Genomic DNA, 17852 nt, shown 5'->3' with positions numbered 1-17852 from the left:
GGGGTGGGGCCGGGTGCGGGGGCCGGGCCGGCCCGGTGGGGCCCCGTGGCGGATGCGAGGGCGGCCGGTCCGGCCGGGCGGCGGCGAGGACCCGGCCGTACCCCTGGTGCCGGGGGCGCGGCGGGCGGGATGATGCCGACTGCCGGCCCACCCCCGGACCGCCGCCCTCGCCGATCGGATGCCCCGCCTTGGACTCGCTGCTGCTCTCCCGTCGTGACCTCGACTTCCTGCTGCACGACTGGCTGGACGTCACCGCGCTGACCCGCCGCCCGCGCTACGCCGACCACGACCGGGACACCTTCGACGCGGTGCTGGAGCTCAGCGAGACCATCGCCACCCGGCACTTCGCCCCGCACAACAAGAAGAACGACGCCGAGGAGCCCCGCTTCGACGGCGAACGGGTGCACCTCATCCCGGAGGTGGGCGAGGCCCTGAAGGTCTACGCCGAGGCCGGGCTGGTCGGCGCCTCGATGCCGTACGAACTCGGCGGCCAGCAGCTGCCCGTGGTGGTCGCCAACGCCTGCCGGGCCTGGTTCCAGGCCGCGAACATCGCCACCTCCTCCTACCCGCTGCTGACCGTCGGCAACGCCAACCTGCTGCTGGCGCACGGCAGTCCGGAGCAGGTCGACACCTACGTCCGGCCGATGGTCGAGGGCCGCTACTTCGGCACCATGTGCCTGTCGGAGCCCCAGGCGGGCTCCTCGCTGGCCGACATCACCACCCGGGCGGTGCCGGCGGCGGACGGCACGTACCGGATCACCGGCACCAAGATGTGGATCTCCGGCGGCGACCACGAGCTCGCCGAGAACATCGTCCACCTGGTGCTGGCCAAGATCCCCGGCGGGGCGGCGGGCGTGAAGGGCATCTCGCTGTTCATCGTGCCCAAGTTCCTGGTCGGGCCGGACGGTGCGCCGGGCGAGCGCAACGACGTGGTCCTGGCCGGCCTCAACCACAAGATGGGCTACCGCGGCACCACCAACACCCTGCTGAACTTCGGCGAGGGCCGGCACACGCCGGGCGGCGGGCCCGGCGCGGTCGGGTACCTGGTCGGCGAGGCCCACCACGGCCTCGCGTACATGTTCCACATGATGAACGAGGCCCGGATCGGCGTCGGCCAGGGCGCCACCGCGCTCGGCTACACCGGGTACCTGCACGCCCTCGACTACGCCCGCACCCGCCCGCAGGGCCGCCCGCTGGGGGCCAAGGACCCGGCCGCCCCGCAGGTGCCGATCATCGAGCACGCCGACGTGCGCCGGATGCTGCTGGCGCAGAAGAGCTATGTGGAGGGCGCGCTCGCCCTCGGCCTGTACTGCAGCCGGCTGCTCGACGAGGAGGCCACCGCCGAGCAGCCGGAGGACCGGGCCCGCGCCCACCTGCTGCTGGACGTCCTGACGCCGATCGCCAAGAGCTGGCCCTCGCAGTGGTGCCTGGCCGCCAACGACCTGGCCATCCAGGTGCACGGCGGCTACGGATACACCCGCGAGTACGACGTCGAGCAGTTCTACCGGGACAACCGGCTCAACGCCATCCACGAGGGCACCCACGGCATCCACGGCCTGGACCTGCTCGGCCGCAAGGTCGTGATGGACGGCGGCGCGGGCCTACGGCTGCTGCTGGACACCCTCGCGGCGACCAGCGCGCGGGCGGCGGCGGCCGGTGGCGAGGCGGCCGACCTGGCCGCGCTCCTGGACGCCGCCGCGGCCCGGACCGCGCGGACCACCGCCGCGCTCTGGTCCACCGGGCAGCCGGCGGTCGCGCTGGCCAACGCCTCCGTCTACCTGGAGGCCGTCGGCCACGTGGTGCTGGCCTGGATCTGGCTGGAGCAGTACCTGGCTCTCGGCTCCGGCACGGACGCCTTCCGCGCGGGCAAGCGGCAGGCGGCCCGCTACTTCTTCCGGGTCGAACTCCCCCGCACCGGGCCGCAGTTCGACCTGCTGGACAGTCTGGACACGACGGCGGCGCAGTGCCGGCCGGAATGGTTCTGACCCGCCGCTCCGCGCCCCGGGGGGCGGGGCGTGAGAGGCTCCTCCCCATGGAACAGCGCGTACTCGGCCGCACCGGACGGCCCGTATCGATCGTCGGCCTCGGCACCTGGCAGCTCGGCGCGGACTGGGGGGACGTCCGGGAGGAGGACGCCCTGGCCGTGCTGGAGGCCTCCGTGGCGGCGGGCGTCACGCTCTTCGACACCGCCGACGTCTACGGCGACGGCCGCAGCGAACAGCTGATCGGCCGCTTCCTGAAGGACCGCCCGGACGCCGGGGTCTTCGTGGCCACCAAGTTCGGGCGCCGGGCCGAGCAGCGGCCGGAGCACTACAACCTGGCCAACTTCCGTGCCTGGGCAGACCGTTCCCGGGCCAACCTGGGCGTGGAGCGGCTCGACCTGGTGCAGCTGCACTGCCCGCCGACGCCGGTCTACTCCTCGGACGAGGTGTTCGACGCCCTGGACACCCTGGTGGCCGAGCAGCGGATCGCCGCCTACGGGGTCAGCGTGGAGACCTGCGCGGAGGCGCTGACCGCGATCGCCCGGCCGGGGGTGGCGAGCGTGCAGATCATCCTGAACGCGTTCCGGCTCAAGCCGCTGGAGCGGGTGCTGCCCGCCGCCGAGGCGGCCGGGGTGGGCATCCTGGCCCGGGTGCCGCTGGCCTCGGGCCTGCTCTCGGGCCGCTACAGCGAGCGCACCGTCTTCGCACCGGACGACCACCGCAGCTACAACCGCCACGGCGAGGCCTTCGACCAGGGCGAGACCTTCTCCGGGGTGGACTTCGCGACCGGCGTCGAGGCGGCGGCGGAGTTCGCCGCGCTGGCTCCGGAGGGCGCCACCCCGGCGCAGACCGCGCTGCGCTGGATCGTCCAGCAGCCGGGCGTGACGACGGTGATCCCGGGGGCCCGCAACGTCGCGCAGGCCCGGGCCAACGCCGAGGCCGCCGAGCTGCCGCCGCTGCCGCCGGCCACCCTGGCGGCGGTGCGGGAGCTGTACGACCGGCGGATCCGGGCGCAGGTGCACCACCGCTGGTAGACCGCCGGCAGCCGGGCCGGCCGGCCCGGTGCAGGGGGCGTGTGCCGCCGTGCCGCGCCCCCGCCCGCACGTCCGTGCGCCCTGGCGGCCCCCGCCGCGGGCCTGGGCACCCGTCCTTCGCTCTGGCACCGTGGCGCGGACGGTTCCGGTTCCACGGAGGGGGCACCGCATGGCACGGCGTTGGCTGGTGACGGGCTGTTCGTCCGGGCTGGGGCGGGCCCTGGCCGCCGCCGCGGCCGAGGCCGGGGACACGGTGCTGGCCACCGCCCGCACCCCGGCCGCCCTGGAGGACCTGCGGCGGCGCCACGGCGGCCGGATCCTGCCGCTCGCCCTGGACGTGCGGGACGCCGAGCAGTGCCGCGCCGCCGTCGCCGCCGCGCGGGACCGGCTCGGCGGCCTCGACGTCCTGGTGAACAACGCCGGCAACGGCGTGTTCGGCACCGTGGAGGAGGTCGGCGACGAGGAGCTGCGCGACCAGCTGGAGACCCTGGTGGTCGGCCCCTGGCGGCTGGCCCGGCTGGCGCTGCCGGTGCTGCGCGCCCAAGGCGGCGGCCACATCCTCAACGTCTCCTCGCCGGCCGGCCGGATGTCCTTCCCCGGCCTGGCCGCGTACGTCACCGGCAAGCACGCCCTGGAGGGCATGACCCAGGCGCTGGCGGCCGAGGCCGCGCCCTTCGGCATCCGGGTCGTCGCCCTGGAGCCCGCCGGCTACGCCACCCGCTACGGGACCTCGCTCGTCGACGCCGCCGACCGCTCCCCGCTCTACCGGGACGCCACCGAGCCGATGCGCGAACAGCTGCGCGGCCTGGGCGAGTCACCGGAGATGAACCGCCCGGAGGACTTCGCCCGCGACGTCCTGCGGATCGTGGCCGCCGACGGCCCGCTGCCGGTGCGCATCCCGGTCGGCGTGGGCGGCGCCGACCTCATCGCGGCCTCCGTGCACGCCGGGGCGGCCGAACTCGACGCCGTACGGGCGTTGCTGGAGGTGCCGACGGCCGCCGCGGACTGAGCGCCCGGACCGGGGCCCGCCGCCGGTCGGCGGGCGGGCCGGGAGGGTCCGTGCCGGGTGCCGCTGGGCACCCCGGCGTCAGGCGAGCACCCTCTCCTTGGCGCGCTGGAACTCCTCCTCGGTGATGGCGCCGGTCCTCTTGAGCTCGGCCAGGCGTGCCAGGTCGTCGACGTGGCCGGAGGGCGCCGTGGCGCCGGCGGCCGTCTCCCGGACGTAGCTGCGGAACTCCTGCTCCGCCTCCGCCGCCTGCTGGTACTCCCGCTGCCCCATGCCCTTGCCCCGGGCGATCAGGTAGACGAACACGCCCAGGAACGGGAGGAGGAGCAGGAAGACGCACCACCCCGCCTTGCCCCAGCCGTTCACGCTGTCGTCACGGAAGAGGTCACCGAAGACGCGGAACAGCAGGAAGAACCACATGATCCACAGGAAGAGCCACATGGTCGTGAAGAAGATGTCCAGCAGCGGGTAGTCCACCGTCGGCCTCCTATCGTCGACGGCCTGCCCGGGGCGACCGCGGCAGGCACGTGGTCGGCTTGGCGGAGGCGTCCGGTGGCCCCCGGGCGTCGGGGCCCGCGGGGGACCGGCTCGCTCTCCACCGTCCATCTACCGGCCCGGGGCCCGGTCCGGCATCACCCGGGCCGGGTGACTCCACCCGGGGCGGCCTCCGACCGGCGGCGATATTCTGCGGCTGATGGGCGGAACGGAGAGCGCACGGCGACGGCGACCCGGCCTGGTGGAACTGCTGCGGACGGTCCGGGCGGGCCCCGCGCGCATGCCCGAGCGCCTGGCGGTCTACGCGGTGGACTTCCTGGCGCCCCCGGTGGCCGACACGGTGGCGTCGGCGCGCGAAGCCCGGCGGGGCGGGGCCCCCACGACGGAGCTCACCGAGGAAGTCATCTCCCGCGGCGTGCGCCGCTCGGTGGTGGACGGCTCCTTCCTGGGCGGCCCGTTCATCCTCCTGCTGCCGGTCGCCTTCCTCGGCGCGCTGTTCGCCCAGTTGCGGATGGTGCTCGAACTCGCCGCCCTGTTCGGCCTCGACCCGCACGGCGAGGAGGCCGCGGTGGAGGTCCTGGTGGTGCAGGGGGTCCACGCGACGCCGGAGCTGGCGGCGCAGGCCCTGCGGGAGGCGGCCCGGGCCGGTGAGGCCGGTGACGAGCCCAAGGCCTCCTGGCTGTCCGTCGTCCGCCGTCAGGCGTACCTGATCGGCCTGGTGACGCCCGACGACCCGAGCCTGGGACGGGTCCGCAAGTGGCTGGGCTGGGCAGGCATCGGCGTGCTGCTGCTCATCGGGACGGTGGTGCCGTTCGTCTGGGTGCCCGCCTGCGCCGAGATGTACCGCAGGGCCACCAACGAGCTCGCCGACCGCGCCCTGCTGCGGTTCGCGGCGCGCGACGCCGGGGCCGTGCCGCCCCGCACCTGGAACCGGTCGGTCCTGCGCCCCGGCCTCCTCCTGGTGGTGCTGCGGACCCTGGTGGCGTTCCTGGCGACGGCGGGCGCGGTCCTGTTCGTGCTGCTCACCGGCCTCCGGGTCGTGGACAACGTCTGGCTCACGCTGTTCCTCGTCCTGCTCGGGGTGAGCGCGGCGGTCGTCGGCTGGCGCTGGTTCCGTGCCGGACGTCCCGGTTCGGACCCGCGGGGCTGAGCCCACCCGGGCACGGGGCCGAGCGGGCCGGGCGGGTCAGATCAGGTGCAGTTCGCGGGCCCGCCGCACCGCCCTGCTGCGCCCGGACACGGAGAGCTTCCGGTTGATGCTCTTGAGGTGCGTCTTGACCGTGTTGACGGAGAGGAACAGGTCGGCGGCGATCTCGTCGGTGGACATCAGCTGCGCGGCCCGTTCCAGCACGTCGAGTTCGCGGTCGCTCAACGGCTCGACCGGCTGCTCCGGCGCGGCGAGGTCCGGGGCCCCGGTGACCGCGGTCCCGGGCAGCAGGTCGGGCGGGAGCCAGCCGTGGGAGCTCACCAGGGCCGAGCGGGCCCGCAGCAGCTGCCGCAGCCAGGGCCCGGCTTCCCGGAACGGCCCGCGCAGCTGCTCGGGCCGGGCGAGCGTCAGGGCGCGGGTCAGCAGCCGCTGGGCCCCGGCCTCGTCGCCCAGGGCGCCGACGGCCTGCGCGCGGGTCAGCAGGACCCGGACGGCGATCGCGGGCCCGTGGCCGCCGCGGGCGGGGATCGCCTCCAGGAGCCCGAGGGCGGTGCGGTGCTCCCCGGTGGCGAGCCGGGCCCGGGCGGCGGCGACGGCGCATTCCGCGCTCCCGGTGCCGGCGCGGGCCAGCACGTCCAGGGCCGCGGCCGGATCACCGTCGGCGAGGTGGGCGGCGGACAGCGCCACCGCCGTGCCCGAGCGGACCCAGGACGGCGCCGGTCCGGCGGCCGGACCGTCGTCGGGGGGGTGTGCGAGCGCGTCGAGGGCCGCCCGGGCGTGGCCCCCGGCCAGCAGCACCCGGGCCCGGACGATCGCCAGCCCGGCGGCGAGGGCCGGGTCGTGACGGACCGCGGCCGAGCCGGCCGCCCGGTCCAGTGCCGCGCGCGCCGCCGGCAGGTCGTCGCGGTCGACGGCGAGCGCGGCGAGCACGGCCTGGACGGCCCCGGTGCGGGAGGCCGGTCGCAGCCCCGCGCGCTCCGCCTCGACCGCGGCCTTGCGCAGGTGGGCCTCGGCGCGGGCGGGCCGCCCGGCGATCACCTCGATCAGGGCGAGCCGGGCGAGCGCCTCCTGACGCGGGCCGACGGTGGCCGTCCCGTCGGGCGTCCTCAGGGCGGCCGTCAGAGCCGCGCCGGCGGCGTCGAGGCTGCCCTCCCAGAGCAGCACCGACCCGAGGTCGCTCAGCCGCAGCGCGCGCAGCTCGGGACGTTCCTCCAGCAGCTCCCGCGGGACGTGCTCCTCCAGCTCCTCGGCCTCCCGGGCGGCGCTCCAGGCCATGTCGGCCGACCCGAGCAGCCGGCCCGCCCGCACCCGCAGGTGGGCGGCGCCGAGGAGGGCGGGCGCCACGTCCGCGGGGTCGTGCTCCCGCAGCAGGTCCTCGGCCTGGCGGAGGTGTTCGAGTCCGCCGTCCACCTCGTGCCGGGCCAGGTCGCGTGCCGCCCGGACCAGCTCCGGGGCAGGGCCCCGGGCGTGCGGGGACATGCCCGCGAACAGGTCGTCCAGCCGTTCCGCGTCGCTGCCGGTGGACAGCCGGCCGAGGGCGAGGCCGTCGACGACCCGGGCCGCGGCGAACTCCCAGTCGCCGGCCGCGGCGGCGTGCGGCAGCGCCTCGTCCAGGTACCCGGCTCCGGCCAGCCAGCGGGCCGTCCTGCGCCGGAGCTCCCGTTCCAGCCCCGGGCTGCGGGCGGCCAGGTGCATCCGCAGGATCTCGGCGAACAGCGGGTGGCAGCGGTACCAGGAGTGCCCGACGGGCTCGACGAAGGCGTTGGCGCGGCACAGGTCGGCGAGGATCCGTGCGCCGTCGGACCGGCCGGTCAGGGCGTCGGCGAGCTCGGGGTGGATCCGCTCCAGGACGCTCGTCCGCAGCAGGAGGTCCTGCGTCTCGGAGGCCTGGGTGTCGAGGACCTCGGCGAGGAGGAAGTCCGCGACCGTGCTCCGGCCGGCCTCGAACTCCGCCAGGTAGGCCTCGGGATCCGCGGCGCCCTGGGCGGCCAGGGCCGACAGCCGCAGCCCGGCGGCCCAGCCGCCGGTGCGCTCGGCCAGTGCCCGGCTGCTGCCGGCCGGGAGGTCGAGGCCGTGCCGGCGGAGCAGGACGGCGACCTCCTCCGGCCGGAAGGCCAGGTCGGCGGCCCGGACCTCGGTGACGCCGCCGGAGGCGCGGTAGCGGTGGATCGGCAGCAGCGGCTCCGTCCGGCTGATCAGGACGAGCCGCAGACCGGGGCCGGCGTGGCCGAGCAGGAAGTGCAGGTCCGCGGCCACCTCGGGGGAGGTGACCTGCTCGAACTCGTCGAGGACCAGCACCAGCGGCTCCTCCAGGCGGCTCAGGTGGGCGGCCAGACGGGCCAGCAGCGAGTGGTCGACCTCCTGGGCCAGGGCGGGGACGCCGATGTCCTCCGGCAGGGCGATGCCGTGGTGGCGGACGGCTTCGAGCAGGTAGGTCCAGAAGACGCCGGGCGCGTTGTCCTCCGGCTCGACGGTGAGCCACGCCGTGGCGCCGCCCGGTCGGGTGGTGGTCAGCCAGTCGGCGACGAGCAGCGTCTTCCCGGCGCCGGCCGGGCCGCTCACGAACAGCAGGGACGTCCCCAGGCCCTCGGCGAGCCGCTCGACCAGGCGCTCCCGGCGGACGAAGGTCGCGGGGAGCGGGGGTACGGCGAAGCGGGCCGAGAGCACCGGGTCCCCGCCGGGTATCCGATGCGTCGGCGCGGGGCCGCGTTCGGGGAGGTCCACCGAGCGGGCGGCCGCCGCGACGGCTGGTCCGAGGGCCATGGTGCTCACCTCAGGGCGAGTTGCGCACGGGAAGCGCGGATCACTGACGATTCCCATCCTTTCCGACCGCGCCGGGCTCGGCAAAGGGGGCGGACGGTCCTGCGGGACCGGGCCGTGCGGTCACCGGGGAAGGGGCCTCGGGCCCAACCGGCTCCGCCGGCTGGGCCGCCCGGGTGAACAGGCCGGGCGAACGGGCCGCGCGCGGCGCCCGTCCGGCGCTCCCCTCAGTCGTCCTCCGCGTCGCCGTCCGGGTCGTTCTCCCGGCCGTCCCCCCGGCCGTCCTCCCGGTCGCCCTCCGGCGTGGCGAGCAGCCCGGCCAGCCGGCCCTGCTCCGCGATCACGTAGCCGAGGCCGATGCCGAGCGTGACGGCCGTGAACACCACGATCAGCCAGCTGAGCAGGGTGAAGACCAGACCGAGCGGGCCGAACTGGGTCACACTGCGGTCCAGGGAGCGGGGGATGTAGAGCCGTGCCGTCAGGGCGAGGGCGGTCAGCCCGGCACCGGTGAGCACGGCCCCCGGCAGCAGCGGCAGCCACGGGATCCGGCCCCCGAGCAGCAGGTACTGGGTCCACCACCACAGCAGGACGGCGGTGATCAGGTAGAGCAGGCTCCCGAGGCCGGTGCCCGCCCCGAACCCGGACCGCAGCTGGCCCTGGACGATCAGGGCGGCGAGCCACACCAGCAGCCAGGTGAGCCACCGCCAGGCGGCCACCCGTCCGGCCAGGTGCGGCAGGTGCCAGCTGCGCTCGCACAGCCGCTGCAGGATGCGGCTGCAGCTGGTGGCCGACAGCAGGGTCACCAGGATCCCGAGGCCGCCGAACGCGTCGGTCGTGGTGCCGTCGCCGGACGGGTTGAGGGCGCCCTTGACCTCGTCCAGCGCGACGCCCTGCAACCCCATGACGGTGCGCAATGACTCGGAGATGCTGGAGCGGACCTCCTGGGGCATGAAGGCGGCCAGCACGAAGAGCACGGGGATGGCGGTCAGGAACGCCTGGGCCGCGAGGCGGGTGGCGGTGTCCAGGACGTGGATGTGGACGAGCTGTGCCGCGAGCCGGCGCGGGAACGGGGCGTCGCGCAGGGTGGCCGTCCTGCCGCGCAGCCAGGCGGACCTGGCACGGAGCCGGTCAGCGCGGCTGGGCCGACCACGCCGTTCTTCCGCCACGCCGGTCTCCCTCGGGTCGATGTCCTCGGCCGGGCCGTCGCTGCCGGGCGCCCCCGGCGCGGACTCTCCGGGCCCCGTCCAAGACTCGGCGACGGGGCACGGTGCGGCACGTCGGGCGGACCGCCGTTCGGCGCAACCTCCGGTGGCCGGGCTCAGCCGCCCGGGGCCCGGCTCCGTGGTGGTCCGGACGTCTCCCGCTCGGGCAGTTGGCGCAGCTCGACGACGTGCAGGCCGAGCGCCTGGAAGCGGCTGAGCAGGCCGTACAGGTGGGCTTCGTCCGTGACGGGGCCGAACAGCAGGGTCTGGTCCGGCACGAAGACGCTCTCCAACTCGGGGAACGCCTCGCGGACGATCACGTCCGGCACCGCCCCGGCGATGCGGAACTCGTAGCGCATGGGCGTCCTTCCGTCGCGTGCTCCGACGGGACTGCCGTCCCCGTCCGACCAGGCTGTGCGGTGCGGAGCCCGCCGCGGACCACCCGAGGGGGGTGAGCCGTGCCGACGGCGCGCCGCCTACCGTCGAACCGGTGGGTGGACCCGGGGGCGGACCGCGCGGCGGGGCGGGCACGGTCGGCGCGTCCGGCGGACGGCAGGAGGCACGGTGAACCGGTGGCGCGCGCTGATCGTCCTGGGCATGGCGCAGTTCCTGATGGTGCTCGACGCGTCCGTGATGAACGTGTCCATCAGCCGGCTGGTCGAGGACTTCCACACCGAGGTCACGGCGATCCAGGCGGTGATCACCCTCTACACGCTGGTGATGGCGGCCTTCATGATCACCGGCGGAAAGCTCGGAGACATGTTCGGGCGACGCCGGGTGTTCGTGATCGGGATGGTGGTCTACGGCGTCGGCTCGGCGCTCACCGCCGTCGCGCCCACGCTGTGGGTGCTGGCGCTCGGTTGGTCGGTGATCGAGGGACTGGGGGCGGCCCTGGTACTGCCGGCGCTGGCCGCACTGGTGGCGGGTGCCTACCGGGGCCGGGACCGCGCGACCGCCTACGGCGTCATCGGCGGCCTGGCCGGCGCGGGCATCGCCGTCGGTCCGCTGCTCGGCGGCTGGCTGACCACGTACCTGACCTGGCGCCTGGTCTTCGCCGGCGAGGTCGTCCTGGTGCTGGTCATCCTCGTCCTGATGCGCTGGATCGCACCGGCCCCCGCACCGGAGCACCGCACGAGGCTGGACGTGGTGGGCGTGCTGCTGTCGGTGGCGGGGCTGGGCCTGGTGGTGCTGGCCGTGCTGCAGAGCAGCACCTGGGGTTGGCTGGAGCCCCGCGATCCGCCGTTCACCGTGCTCGGGTACGCGCCGACCCTCTTCGCCGTCGCGCTGGGCGGCGTGTGCCTGGTGCTCTTCCGGTCGTGGGAGCTGCGCCGTCGGGACCCGCTGGTGCGGTTCGGACTGTTCGGAATCCCGCCCCTGCGCTCCGGCCTGCTGATGCTCTTCAGCCAGAACCTGATCCTCCTCGGGCTGTTCTTCGTCATTCCGCTCTACCTCCAGACCGTGCTGGGGCACACCGCCTTCGAGACGGGTCTGCGGCTGCTCCCCGTGTCGGTGACGATGCTCGCTGCCTCGATGTCCGGCCCGCTGCTCAGCCGGTTCGCTTCGCCGAGGACGGTGGTGCGGGTCGGGCTGGCGGTGCTGTGCGCCTCGTCCTTGTGGCTGGTCGGCACCGTCAAGCCGGAGCTCGACGACCTGTCGTTCGCGCTGGCGATGGCCCTGTTGGGGATCGGCATGGGGCTGCTCGCCTCGCAACTGGGGAACATCGTGCAGTCGAGCGTCGGGGAGGAGGACCGCAGCGAGGTCGGCGGGCTGCAGTACACCGCCCAGAACCTGGGGTCGTCCCTGGGCACCGCGTTGATCGGTGCCATCCTGATCGGCGCCCTGACGGCCGCGTTCGGCACGGCCGTCGCCGAACACCCGCAGATCTCCGACGCGGTGCGCGGGCAGGCCGGAACCAGGATCGAGGCGGGCGTCGACTTCGTACCGGCGGAGCAGCTGTCCACGGCACTGGCGCAGACCTCGGTTCCGCCGCAGGAGGCGGACGCCATCGTCGAGTCCTACAGCGCGGCCCAACTCGACGGTCTCAAGGTGACGTTCCTGGCCGCCGCCGGGATCACGCTCGTCGCCTCCGCCTTCACCCGCCACCTGCCCGCCCGGCGCGCGTGAGCGCACGCCCGCCGGTGCGGGGCGGCGGCCGCGGTCACCGGACGACGCGCCGGTGGAGCGCGTGGTTGGTGTTCCTGATGCCCTGGGTGCCGCTGGTGACGGCGTGGCGCATGGCGCCGGTCAGCACGAGCAGGGCGCCGAGCAGGATCCAGCCGTCCCGCTCGCCGGTGCTCAGGGCGGCGGCCGGCACGGTGCGGGCGGGCGTGGCCCCGGCCTGCGGAGCCGACGTCACGAGGTCCTTGGCGATCTCGACGAGGCCGGACAGCGCGTGCGCGATCGCTGCGGCGGCGAGTGCCGAGGAGCCGAGGACGAACCAGCCGACGCGGCCGAGGTCCTCGGGTGCGGACGCGACCGCGGGAGAGGACACCCGGTGGTGGATGCCGAGCATGGGTCTCGCCTCCTTCGCTGGGGTGACGGGAGACCTTTCCCTCACGAGCCTGGCAGGTCACGACCCGCGCGCCATGAGTCGTCCGGCCCTGCGCCGGGGGGCCGGACGGTCGTGACCCGGGGGCCGGAGCGGAGTCGGCCCGGCGCTCAGGGTGCCCGGTCGGCCGGGCCCTTCGCGGTGGCGGGCCGGTCGCCCGGCAGGAAGAGCGCCGCGCAGAGTCCGATCACGCCGCAGAGGGCGAGGACCGCCATGGCCGCCGCGTACCCGTTGCGGGTGAGTTCGGAGACCAGGATGGTGCCGGCGACGGCGGTGCCGATCGAGGAGCCGAGGTTGGAGACGCTCCGGGAGAGGCCGGAGATCTCGCCCTGACGGCTGTCGGGGAAGGCGGACTGCACGATGTTCACCGACGGGGTGAGCATCAGTCCGATCCCCAGGCCGATCAGCAGCAGGCCGGGGGTGAAGGCCCAGACGGAGCCGACGGCCCGCACCAGGAGGAGGAGCACCACGATGCCGACGACGGTGACCGCGAAGCCCGTGACGATCAGGGAGCGCTGGGAGCGTCGTTCGGCCAGCCGCTCGGCGGCGAGCGAGGTGGCGAGCAGCCCGAGGGTGGCGGCGGTGAAGACCGCTCCGGTGGCGATGGCGCTGTAGCCGCGGACCACCTGGAGGTAGGCGCCGACGGTGAACGAGACGCCCATCAGGACGAGCCACTGGGCGTTCTGGGTCACCAGGCCCAGGTTGGAGGTGCGGTTGCGGAAGAGGCTGGTGGCCAGCAGTGGCTCGCGTCCGGTGCGCTCCAGGTGGCGGATCCAGCCGAAGAACCCGGCCAGCACCGCGGCACCGGCCGCCAGGAGGCCGACCATCAGCCAGGTGCTGTTGTCGGCGGCGAGGATGCCGGTGACCAGCAGGACCAGCCCGGCCGCCGACAGGACGGCGCCGACGGTGTCGAACGGCCGGGTCGGGTCGGCGGGGAGCGGGTCCTTCAACGTCCGGGTCAGGAACGCGATCAGGGCCACGACCAGGGTCTGGAAGGCGAAGTTGGCGCGCCAGTCGATGGCCGTGGTGAGCAGGCCTCCCAGGAGCGGGCCGGCGGCCGCGCCGATGCCGCCCAGGGCCATGATGGTGCCGAAGGCACGCGCCCGGGCGGCCGTCCCGGTGAACAGCAGCGTGGTCAGGATGTACACGGGCGGGATCAGCAGCGCGGTGCCGACGCCCTCCAGCACGGAGTTGCCGAGGATGAGGACCCCCAGTCCGGGGGCGGCCGCGCTGAGCAGGGCACCGACGCCGTAGGTGATCAGGCCGGCCATCAGGCAGCGCTTGCGGCCCCACCGGTCGGTGAGCTTGCCTCCCGGGATCATCAGCGCGGCCATGACCAACAGGAAGACGGTGATGGCGACTTGGACGCCCTGGACGCTGGTGTCCAGGTCCGTGCTGATGTCGTTGATCATCACGTTCATGCTGGAACCGGCGAAGCTGCAGATGAACTGGGCCAGCGCCAGCGGGATCAGCACGCTGCGGCCCGTCGTGGCGGTGGCGGTGGCGGTGCCGGTCATGACCGGTTCCTCTCGTCGGGTGCGTTCCCGGGAGCGCGCAGCACGGCGTGGAGCGCGACGAGGTCGACGGCGATGATCGTGAGGGACCAGGCCGGGAAGCTCGGCAGGAAGACGAACTGGACGAACACGTTGGCGCACAGCACCACCACCGGGAACCAGCGGGACGGCAGGTCCCCGGTGAGCAGCCTGATGCCGGCCAGGCCCTGGGCGACGGCCAGCGCGAGCAGGGTCCAGCCCAGGCCGTGCGGGTCGCCGAAGACGTAGCGGTCGGTGCCGGTGAGGACGGGGGAGTCGACCAGCGCCGCCATCGCGTCCATCCCGTTGAACAGGGCCAGCAGGAGCAGCACGACCCCGGCGAACGGCAGCGGGGCGCGGCGCCTGCGCGCCGGGCGGCGGGGAAGGGAGGCCACGGCGGTCTCCTCTCGGGCCCACGCGCGGTGGTCAGCCGGCTCCCCGGCGGTCGAGTTCCTCGTCGAGGGCGAGCGCCGCGTCGATGAGGGCGAGGTGGGTGAACGCCTGCGGGAAGTTGCCCAGTTGTTCGCCGGAGGGGCCGATCTCCTCGGCGAACAGGCCCACGTGGTTGGCGTAGGTGAGCATCTTGTCGAACGCGTAGCGCGCCTGGTCGACCCGGCCGGCCCGGGCCAGGGCCTCCACGTAGAGGAAGGTGCAGAGGTTGAAGGTGCCCTCGGAGCCGCTGAGCCCGTCGGGGGAGGCGGCCGGGTCGTAGCGGTAGACCAGGCTGTCCTGGACCAGCTCCCGGTCGATGGCGTCCAGGGTGGACAGCCAGGCCGGGTCGGTGGGGGAGAGGAAGCCGACCTTCGGCATCATCAGCAGCGAGGCGTCCAGGACGTCGGTGGCGTAGTGCTGGGTGAAGGCCTCGCGCTTGGCACTCCATCCGCGCTGGACGACCTGGCGCAGGATGTCGTCCCGTTCCGAGGTCCAGCGGTCCAGGTCGGCGGGGCGGGCGAAGGTCCGGGCGACGCGGATGGCGCGGTCGAAGGCCACCCAGCACATCAGCCGGCTGTAGGTGAAGTCCTGCCGCCCGCCGCGGGTCTCCCAGATGCCCTCGTCGGGGCGGTCCCACTGCTCGGTCAGCCAGTCGACGAGCCGGCGGAACGCGTCCCAGCCGCGCAGGGCGCCCATGTCGTCCTCGTCGGCGGCGAACGCGTACGCCGCCTCGCCGTAGATGTCGAGCTGGAGCTGGTCGGCGGCGGCGTTGCCGGCGCGCACCGGGAAGGAGCCGCGGTAGCCCTCCCACTGGGTGAGGGACTCCTCGGTCAGATGCGGGTCGCCGTCGATCCGGTACATGATCTGGAGCCGTTCCCCCTCGGCGTGGGAGGAGGCCTCGACCCGTTCCCGGACCCACCGGCGGAAGGCCAGCGCCTCGTCCCGGAAGCCGATGCCGATGAGGGTGTGGACGGACAGCGAGGCGTCCCGGATCCAGGTGTAGCGGTAGTCCCAGTTCCGTTCCCCGCCGATCTGTTCCGGCAGCCCGGCCGTCGCGGCGGCGATCATCGCGCCGGTCGGCCGGTAGCTGAGCAGCTTGAGGGTGATCGCCGAGCGGTCCACCATCTGCCGCCAACGGCCTTGGTAGGTGGAGGACTTGATCCAGTCGTACCAGAACGCCCGGCAGGCGTCGAAGGCGGCCTGGTCGTCCGCGTGGTCCGGCGGGGCGGGCGGCGCGGCGCCCGGCGGCTGGGCGGTGAGGACCACGGTGGCCATCTCGCCCGCGTCCAGGGTGAACCGTGCGGTGACGTCGGAGCCGTCGGCCCGCAGGACGACCGGGTCGGTGGCCTGGACGCACAGTTCCTGGTCGGGGCCCCGCAGCAGCGCGCAGCGCTCGTCCGGCAGGGACAGCCCGTGGGTGGCGCGGCCGTAGTCGAAGCGCGGCCGGCACTCCAGCAGGAAGGGGACCCGCCCGCGCACCGCCCGGGCCACCCGGAAGACCCGGTGCCGGTCGCCGGGGGCCGTCGACCTCTCGGGAAGCATGAAGTCGACCACCTCGGCCACGCCCTGCGGGGAGAGGTAGCGCGTGACCAGGATCGCGGTGTCGGCGAGGTAGAGCTGCTTCACCTGGGCGTCGGGCACTTCCTCCCGGTCGACGGCGAGCCCGCAGCGGCCGCCCTTGGTGTGGTCGAGCAGGGAGGCGAACAGACTGGGGGAGTCGAAGCGCGGGGTGCACCACCAGTCGATGTCGCCGTCCGTGGAGACGAGCGCGGCGGTCTGCAGATCGCCGATGATCCCGTGCTCGGCGATCGGAGGGTAAGGGTTCATGGTGCGCTCCCCGGGCCGACGGAGGAAACAGCCTTCGCCGTCACGGTACGGAGGGCGGTCGTGCCGCGGATCACCCCGGATGGGTGAGCGGGCGGGGCCCGGGCGGGCCGTCGGGCCCGGAGGCCGGCCGGGCCGGGCGGCGGACCCGGCCCCGCTCACCTGTCCGGGGTGAGGCGGGGCGCTCCGGCGCCGACGAGAATGTCGGGAGCCATCGGTCGTGCCCGGTGCGGCGAGCGGAGCGGCCGCCGCGCGGTGTGGGAGGAGCTGCCGTGACGACACCCCGAAGCCGCACCCCTGCTCCGGACCGCCCGCGCACCCGGACGGACTACGCCGGCGCGGTCTACGGTTCGATGCTGGCCGCCTCCGTGATCGCCGCCGCCGGTGTCCACGATCCGCACCCGCGGCTGTCGTTGGTCCTGCTGCTGGTGATCACCGGGATCGTCTTCTGGATCGCCCACGTCTACGCGCGGGTCGCCGGGGAGCGGGAGGTCGGCCGGGGGGTCGGGTGGCGCAGGGTGCGCGAGGTCGGACGGGACGAGTGGCCGCTCGTCGAGGCGTCGGCCCTGCCCGCCCTGGCGGTGCTGGTGAGTCCCTGGCTCGGAGCGGGGGACAACGCCTGGCTGGCGCTCGGGGTCGCGGTCGCGCAGCAGGTGGCCTGGGCGGTGCTGGGGGCCCTCAGGGCGGGTGTGCGGCCGGGCCAGGCCGCCGTGGAGGGCCTGGTCAACCTGTGCCTGGGCCTGGTCATCGTGGCGGCCAAGGTCGCCGTGGGGCACTGAACCACCCGGGGCGGGTGGTGCCGCCGGGCGGCGGGGCTGACGGAGTGGGAGGACCGGTCCGTCCGCCGGGCCCTCCGACGGTCGGTCCGTCCGTCCGCCTGCCCCTCGTTCGCCGCCCCTCGTTCGCCGGCCCTCCCTCGCGGGCCCTCCCTCGCGGGCCCTCCCTCGCCGGCCCTCCCTCGCGGGCCCTCCCGGGCCGTCTGACCACGTACGGAGGCAGCCATGACCGCCACCGCTCCGCACGGCGCCGAGCCGGCGGCCGGTCACCGCGCGACCGGCCGCCCGGGCGGCGGACCGCTCACCTTCGCCGGGGTGCTGCTGGTGCTGTCGGGCGCCCTCAACGCCCTGGACGGGATCGCGGCGATCGCCCGGTCGCACGTCTTCGTCGCCGGGGCCCACTACGTGGTCGGCGACCTCCGGGCCTGGGGGTGGGTGATGCTGGCCCTGGCCGTGGCCCAGCTCGCCGCGGCGTACGGCGTGCTGGTGGCCCGCGCGCCGTGGGCGCGGTGGACGGGCGTCGTCACCCTCGGACTGAACGCCTTCTCCCAGATGGCCTTCGCCCCCTCGTACCCGCTCTGGGCGGTGACCCTCGTCGCGGTCGACGTGATCGGCATCCACGCCCTGACCGCGCACGGCGGGCCAGACCGGGACCCCGGGCCCGGCACCGGTTCCGGCTCCGCGCCCGGTTCCGGGGCATGAGCGCGTCCGGGGCATGAGCGCGCCGGAGGGCCGGTGCCGGGGTTCCCGGCACCGGCCCTCCATCGTCGTGTCCTCAGGCGCGGATCCTCGTGTGCCTCCTCCAGCGCGTCCTCAAGCGTGTCCTCAGGAGGCGAGGAGCCGCTGCTTCTGCGCCGCGAACTCCTCCTCGGTCAGCACGCCCTGGTCCTTCAGCTGCGCCAGCTTCTGCAACTGGGCGATCTTGTCGTCCATGCTCGGGGCCGGTGGTGCGGCCGGGGGCGGGGGCGGGGGCGGCGGCGCGGGTTCGGCCGCCATGTCCTGCTGGGCCCAGCGACCCGCCTGACGGCGGGAGACCCGGTTGGACACGGCGGTCGCCGTTCCGGCGACGACGGCGGTGCGCGCCATACCGCGCAGCAGTCCAGGCATGACCAGC

16 protein-coding genes are annotated in these 17852 nt (G+C 74.8%); 7 read left to right on the top strand and 9 right to left on the bottom strand.

Going from position 1 to position 17852, the window contains the following annotated elements:
* Positions 1–188 precede the first annotated feature (188 nt).
* From ACZ6Y7_RS18185 to ACZ6Y7_RS18175, 3 genes are all read left to right on the top strand, one after another.
* On the top strand, positions 189–1985 hold the full coding sequence (locus ACZ6Y7_RS18185) for an acyl-CoA dehydrogenase (RefSeq protein WP_465758894.1): 1797 nt from the start codon (positions 189–191) through the stop codon (positions 1983–1985).
* A gap of 47 nt (positions 1986–2032) precedes the next feature.
* The gene (locus tag ACZ6Y7_RS18180; protein ID WP_465758893.1) at positions 2033–3016 is read left to right on the top strand and encodes an aldo/keto reductase; all 984 of its coding nucleotides are present in this window, start codon (positions 2033–2035) and stop codon (positions 3014–3016) included.
* Between the two features lie 169 nt (positions 3017–3185).
* Positions 3186–4025, top strand: a complete 840-nt coding sequence (locus tag ACZ6Y7_RS18175; RefSeq protein WP_465758892.1) for an SDR family oxidoreductase — start codon at positions 3186–3188, stop codon at positions 4023–4025.
* A 78-nt stretch (positions 4026–4103) separates the two neighbouring features.
* Here ACZ6Y7_RS18175 and ACZ6Y7_RS18170 read toward each other — a convergent pair whose 3' ends face one another.
* Positions 4104–4499, bottom strand: a complete 396-nt coding sequence (locus ACZ6Y7_RS18170; RefSeq protein ID WP_465758891.1) for an SHOCT domain-containing protein — start codon at positions 4497–4499, stop codon at positions 4104–4106.
* Between the two features lie 217 nt (positions 4500–4716).
* Here ACZ6Y7_RS18170 and ACZ6Y7_RS18165 point away from each other — a divergent pair, with 217 nt between their 5' ends.
* Positions 4717–5667, top strand: coding sequence for a hypothetical protein (locus tag ACZ6Y7_RS18165; RefSeq protein ID WP_465758890.1), 951 nt, complete (start codon positions 4717–4719; stop codon positions 5665–5667).
* A gap of 36 nt (positions 5668–5703) precedes the next feature.
* Here ACZ6Y7_RS18165 and ACZ6Y7_RS18160 read toward each other — a convergent pair whose 3' ends face one another.
* From ACZ6Y7_RS18160 to ACZ6Y7_RS18150, 3 genes are all read right to left on the bottom strand, one after another.
* A complete protein-coding gene (locus tag ACZ6Y7_RS18160) occupies positions 5704–8427 on the bottom strand; it encodes a winged helix-turn-helix domain-containing protein (protein WP_465758889.1) in 2724 nt (907 codons plus the stop codon).
* 224 nt (positions 8428–8651) lie between these two features.
* Entirely contained in the window at positions 8652–9590 is a 939-nt protein-coding gene (locus tag ACZ6Y7_RS18155; protein ID WP_465758888.1) for a YhjD/YihY/BrkB family envelope integrity protein, read from the bottom strand.
* A 152-nt stretch (positions 9591–9742) separates the two neighbouring features.
* On the bottom strand, positions 9743–9985 hold the full coding sequence (locus ACZ6Y7_RS18150) for a hypothetical protein (RefSeq protein WP_465758887.1): 243 nt from the start codon (positions 9983–9985) through the stop codon (positions 9743–9745).
* Between the two features lie 205 nt (positions 9986–10190).
* Between ACZ6Y7_RS18150 and ACZ6Y7_RS18145 the strand changes: the two genes are divergently transcribed.
* Positions 10191–11750, top strand: coding sequence for an MFS transporter (locus tag ACZ6Y7_RS18145; RefSeq protein ID WP_465758886.1), 1560 nt, complete (start codon positions 10191–10193; stop codon positions 11748–11750).
* A 34-nt stretch (positions 11751–11784) separates the two neighbouring features.
* Here ACZ6Y7_RS18145 and ACZ6Y7_RS18140 read toward each other — a convergent pair whose 3' ends face one another.
* The 4 genes from ACZ6Y7_RS18140 to ACZ6Y7_RS18125 form a co-directional block, all read right to left on the bottom strand.
* Positions 11785–12138: a hypothetical protein gene (locus ACZ6Y7_RS18140; RefSeq protein WP_465758885.1), complete on the bottom strand. Its 354-nt coding sequence runs from the start codon at positions 12136–12138 to the stop codon at positions 11785–11787.
* A 146-nt stretch (positions 12139–12284) separates the two neighbouring features.
* Positions 12285–13691 (bottom strand): MFS transporter, encoded by a 1407-nt coding sequence (locus ACZ6Y7_RS18135; RefSeq protein ID WP_465758884.1) that lies wholly within the window; start codon positions 13689–13691, stop codon positions 12285–12287.
* Positions 13688–14101, bottom strand: coding sequence for a DUF7144 family membrane protein (locus ACZ6Y7_RS18130; protein ID WP_465758883.1), 414 nt, complete (start codon positions 14099–14101; stop codon positions 13688–13690). Before ACZ6Y7_RS18130 ends, ACZ6Y7_RS18135 begins: the two co-directional genes overlap by 4 nt.
* A gap of 31 nt (positions 14102–14132) precedes the next feature.
* Positions 14133–15965 (bottom strand): glycoside hydrolase family 15 protein, encoded by a 1833-nt coding sequence (locus ACZ6Y7_RS18125; RefSeq protein ID WP_465758882.1) that lies wholly within the window; start codon positions 15963–15965, stop codon positions 14133–14135.
* A gap of 269 nt (positions 15966–16234) precedes the next feature.
* Between ACZ6Y7_RS18125 and ACZ6Y7_RS18120 the strand changes: the two genes are divergently transcribed.
* On the top strand, positions 16235–16741 hold the full coding sequence (locus ACZ6Y7_RS18120) for a hypothetical protein (protein WP_465758881.1): 507 nt from the start codon (positions 16235–16237) through the stop codon (positions 16739–16741).
* 222 nt (positions 16742–16963) lie between these two features.
* On the top strand, positions 16964–17440 hold the full coding sequence (locus ACZ6Y7_RS18115; RefSeq protein ID WP_465758880.1) for a DUF7144 family membrane protein: 477 nt from the start codon (positions 16964–16966) through the stop codon (positions 17438–17440).
* Between the two features lie 123 nt (positions 17441–17563).
* On the opposite strand, the gene ACZ6Y7_RS18110 is transcribed toward ACZ6Y7_RS18115, so the two are convergent.
* Positions 17564–17845, bottom strand: a complete 282-nt coding sequence (locus tag ACZ6Y7_RS18110; protein WP_465758879.1) for an SHOCT domain-containing protein — start codon at positions 17843–17845, stop codon at positions 17564–17566.
* Positions 17846–17852: the final 7 nt, after the last annotated feature.

The organism is Kitasatospora sp. NPDC053308, assembly GCF_055585785.1.
The sequence above is the reverse complement of the archived record's forward strand: the minus strand, read 5'-3'. Positions and strand labels throughout refer to the sequence as shown.

What these genes read in the sequence shown, in the direction of transcription:
- ACZ6Y7_RS18180 (WP_465758893.1), top strand. Translation starts at nt 2,033, where the DNA reads ATGGAACAGCGCGTACTCGGCCGCACCGGACGGCCCGTATCGATCGTC.
- ACZ6Y7_RS18175 (WP_465758892.1), top strand. Translation starts at nt 3,186, where the DNA reads ATGGCACGGCGTTGGCTGGTGACGGGCTGTTCGTCCGGGCTGGGGCGG.
- ACZ6Y7_RS18165 (WP_465758890.1), top strand. Translation starts at nt 4,717, where the DNA reads ATGGGCGGAACGGAGAGCGCACGGCGACGGCGACCCGGCCTGGTGGAA.
- ACZ6Y7_RS18160 (WP_465758889.1), bottom strand. Translation starts at nt 8,427, where the DNA reads ATGGCCCTCGGACCAGCCGTCGCGGCGGCCGCCCGCTCGGTGGACCTC.
- ACZ6Y7_RS18150 (WP_465758887.1), bottom strand. Translation starts at nt 9,985, where the DNA reads ATGCGCTACGAGTTCCGCATCGCCGGGGCGGTGCCGGACGTGATCGTC.
- ACZ6Y7_RS18140 (WP_465758885.1), bottom strand. Translation starts at nt 12,138, where the DNA reads ATGCTCGGCATCCACCACCGGGTGTCCTCTCCCGCGGTCGCGTCCGCA.
- ACZ6Y7_RS18135 (WP_465758884.1), bottom strand. Translation starts at nt 13,691, where the DNA reads ATGACCGGCACCGCCACCGCCACCGCCACGACGGGCCGCAGCGTGCTG.
- ACZ6Y7_RS18125 (WP_465758882.1), bottom strand. Translation starts at nt 15,965, where the DNA reads ATGAACCCTTACCCTCCGATCGCCGAGCACGGGATCATCGGCGATCTG.
- ACZ6Y7_RS18115 (WP_465758880.1), top strand. Translation starts at nt 16,964, where the DNA reads ATGACCGCCACCGCTCCGCACGGCGCCGAGCCGGCGGCCGGTCACCGC.
- ACZ6Y7_RS18110 (WP_465758879.1), bottom strand. Translation starts at nt 17,845, where the DNA reads ATGCCTGGACTGCTGCGCGGTATGGCGCGCACCGCCGTCGTCGCCGGA.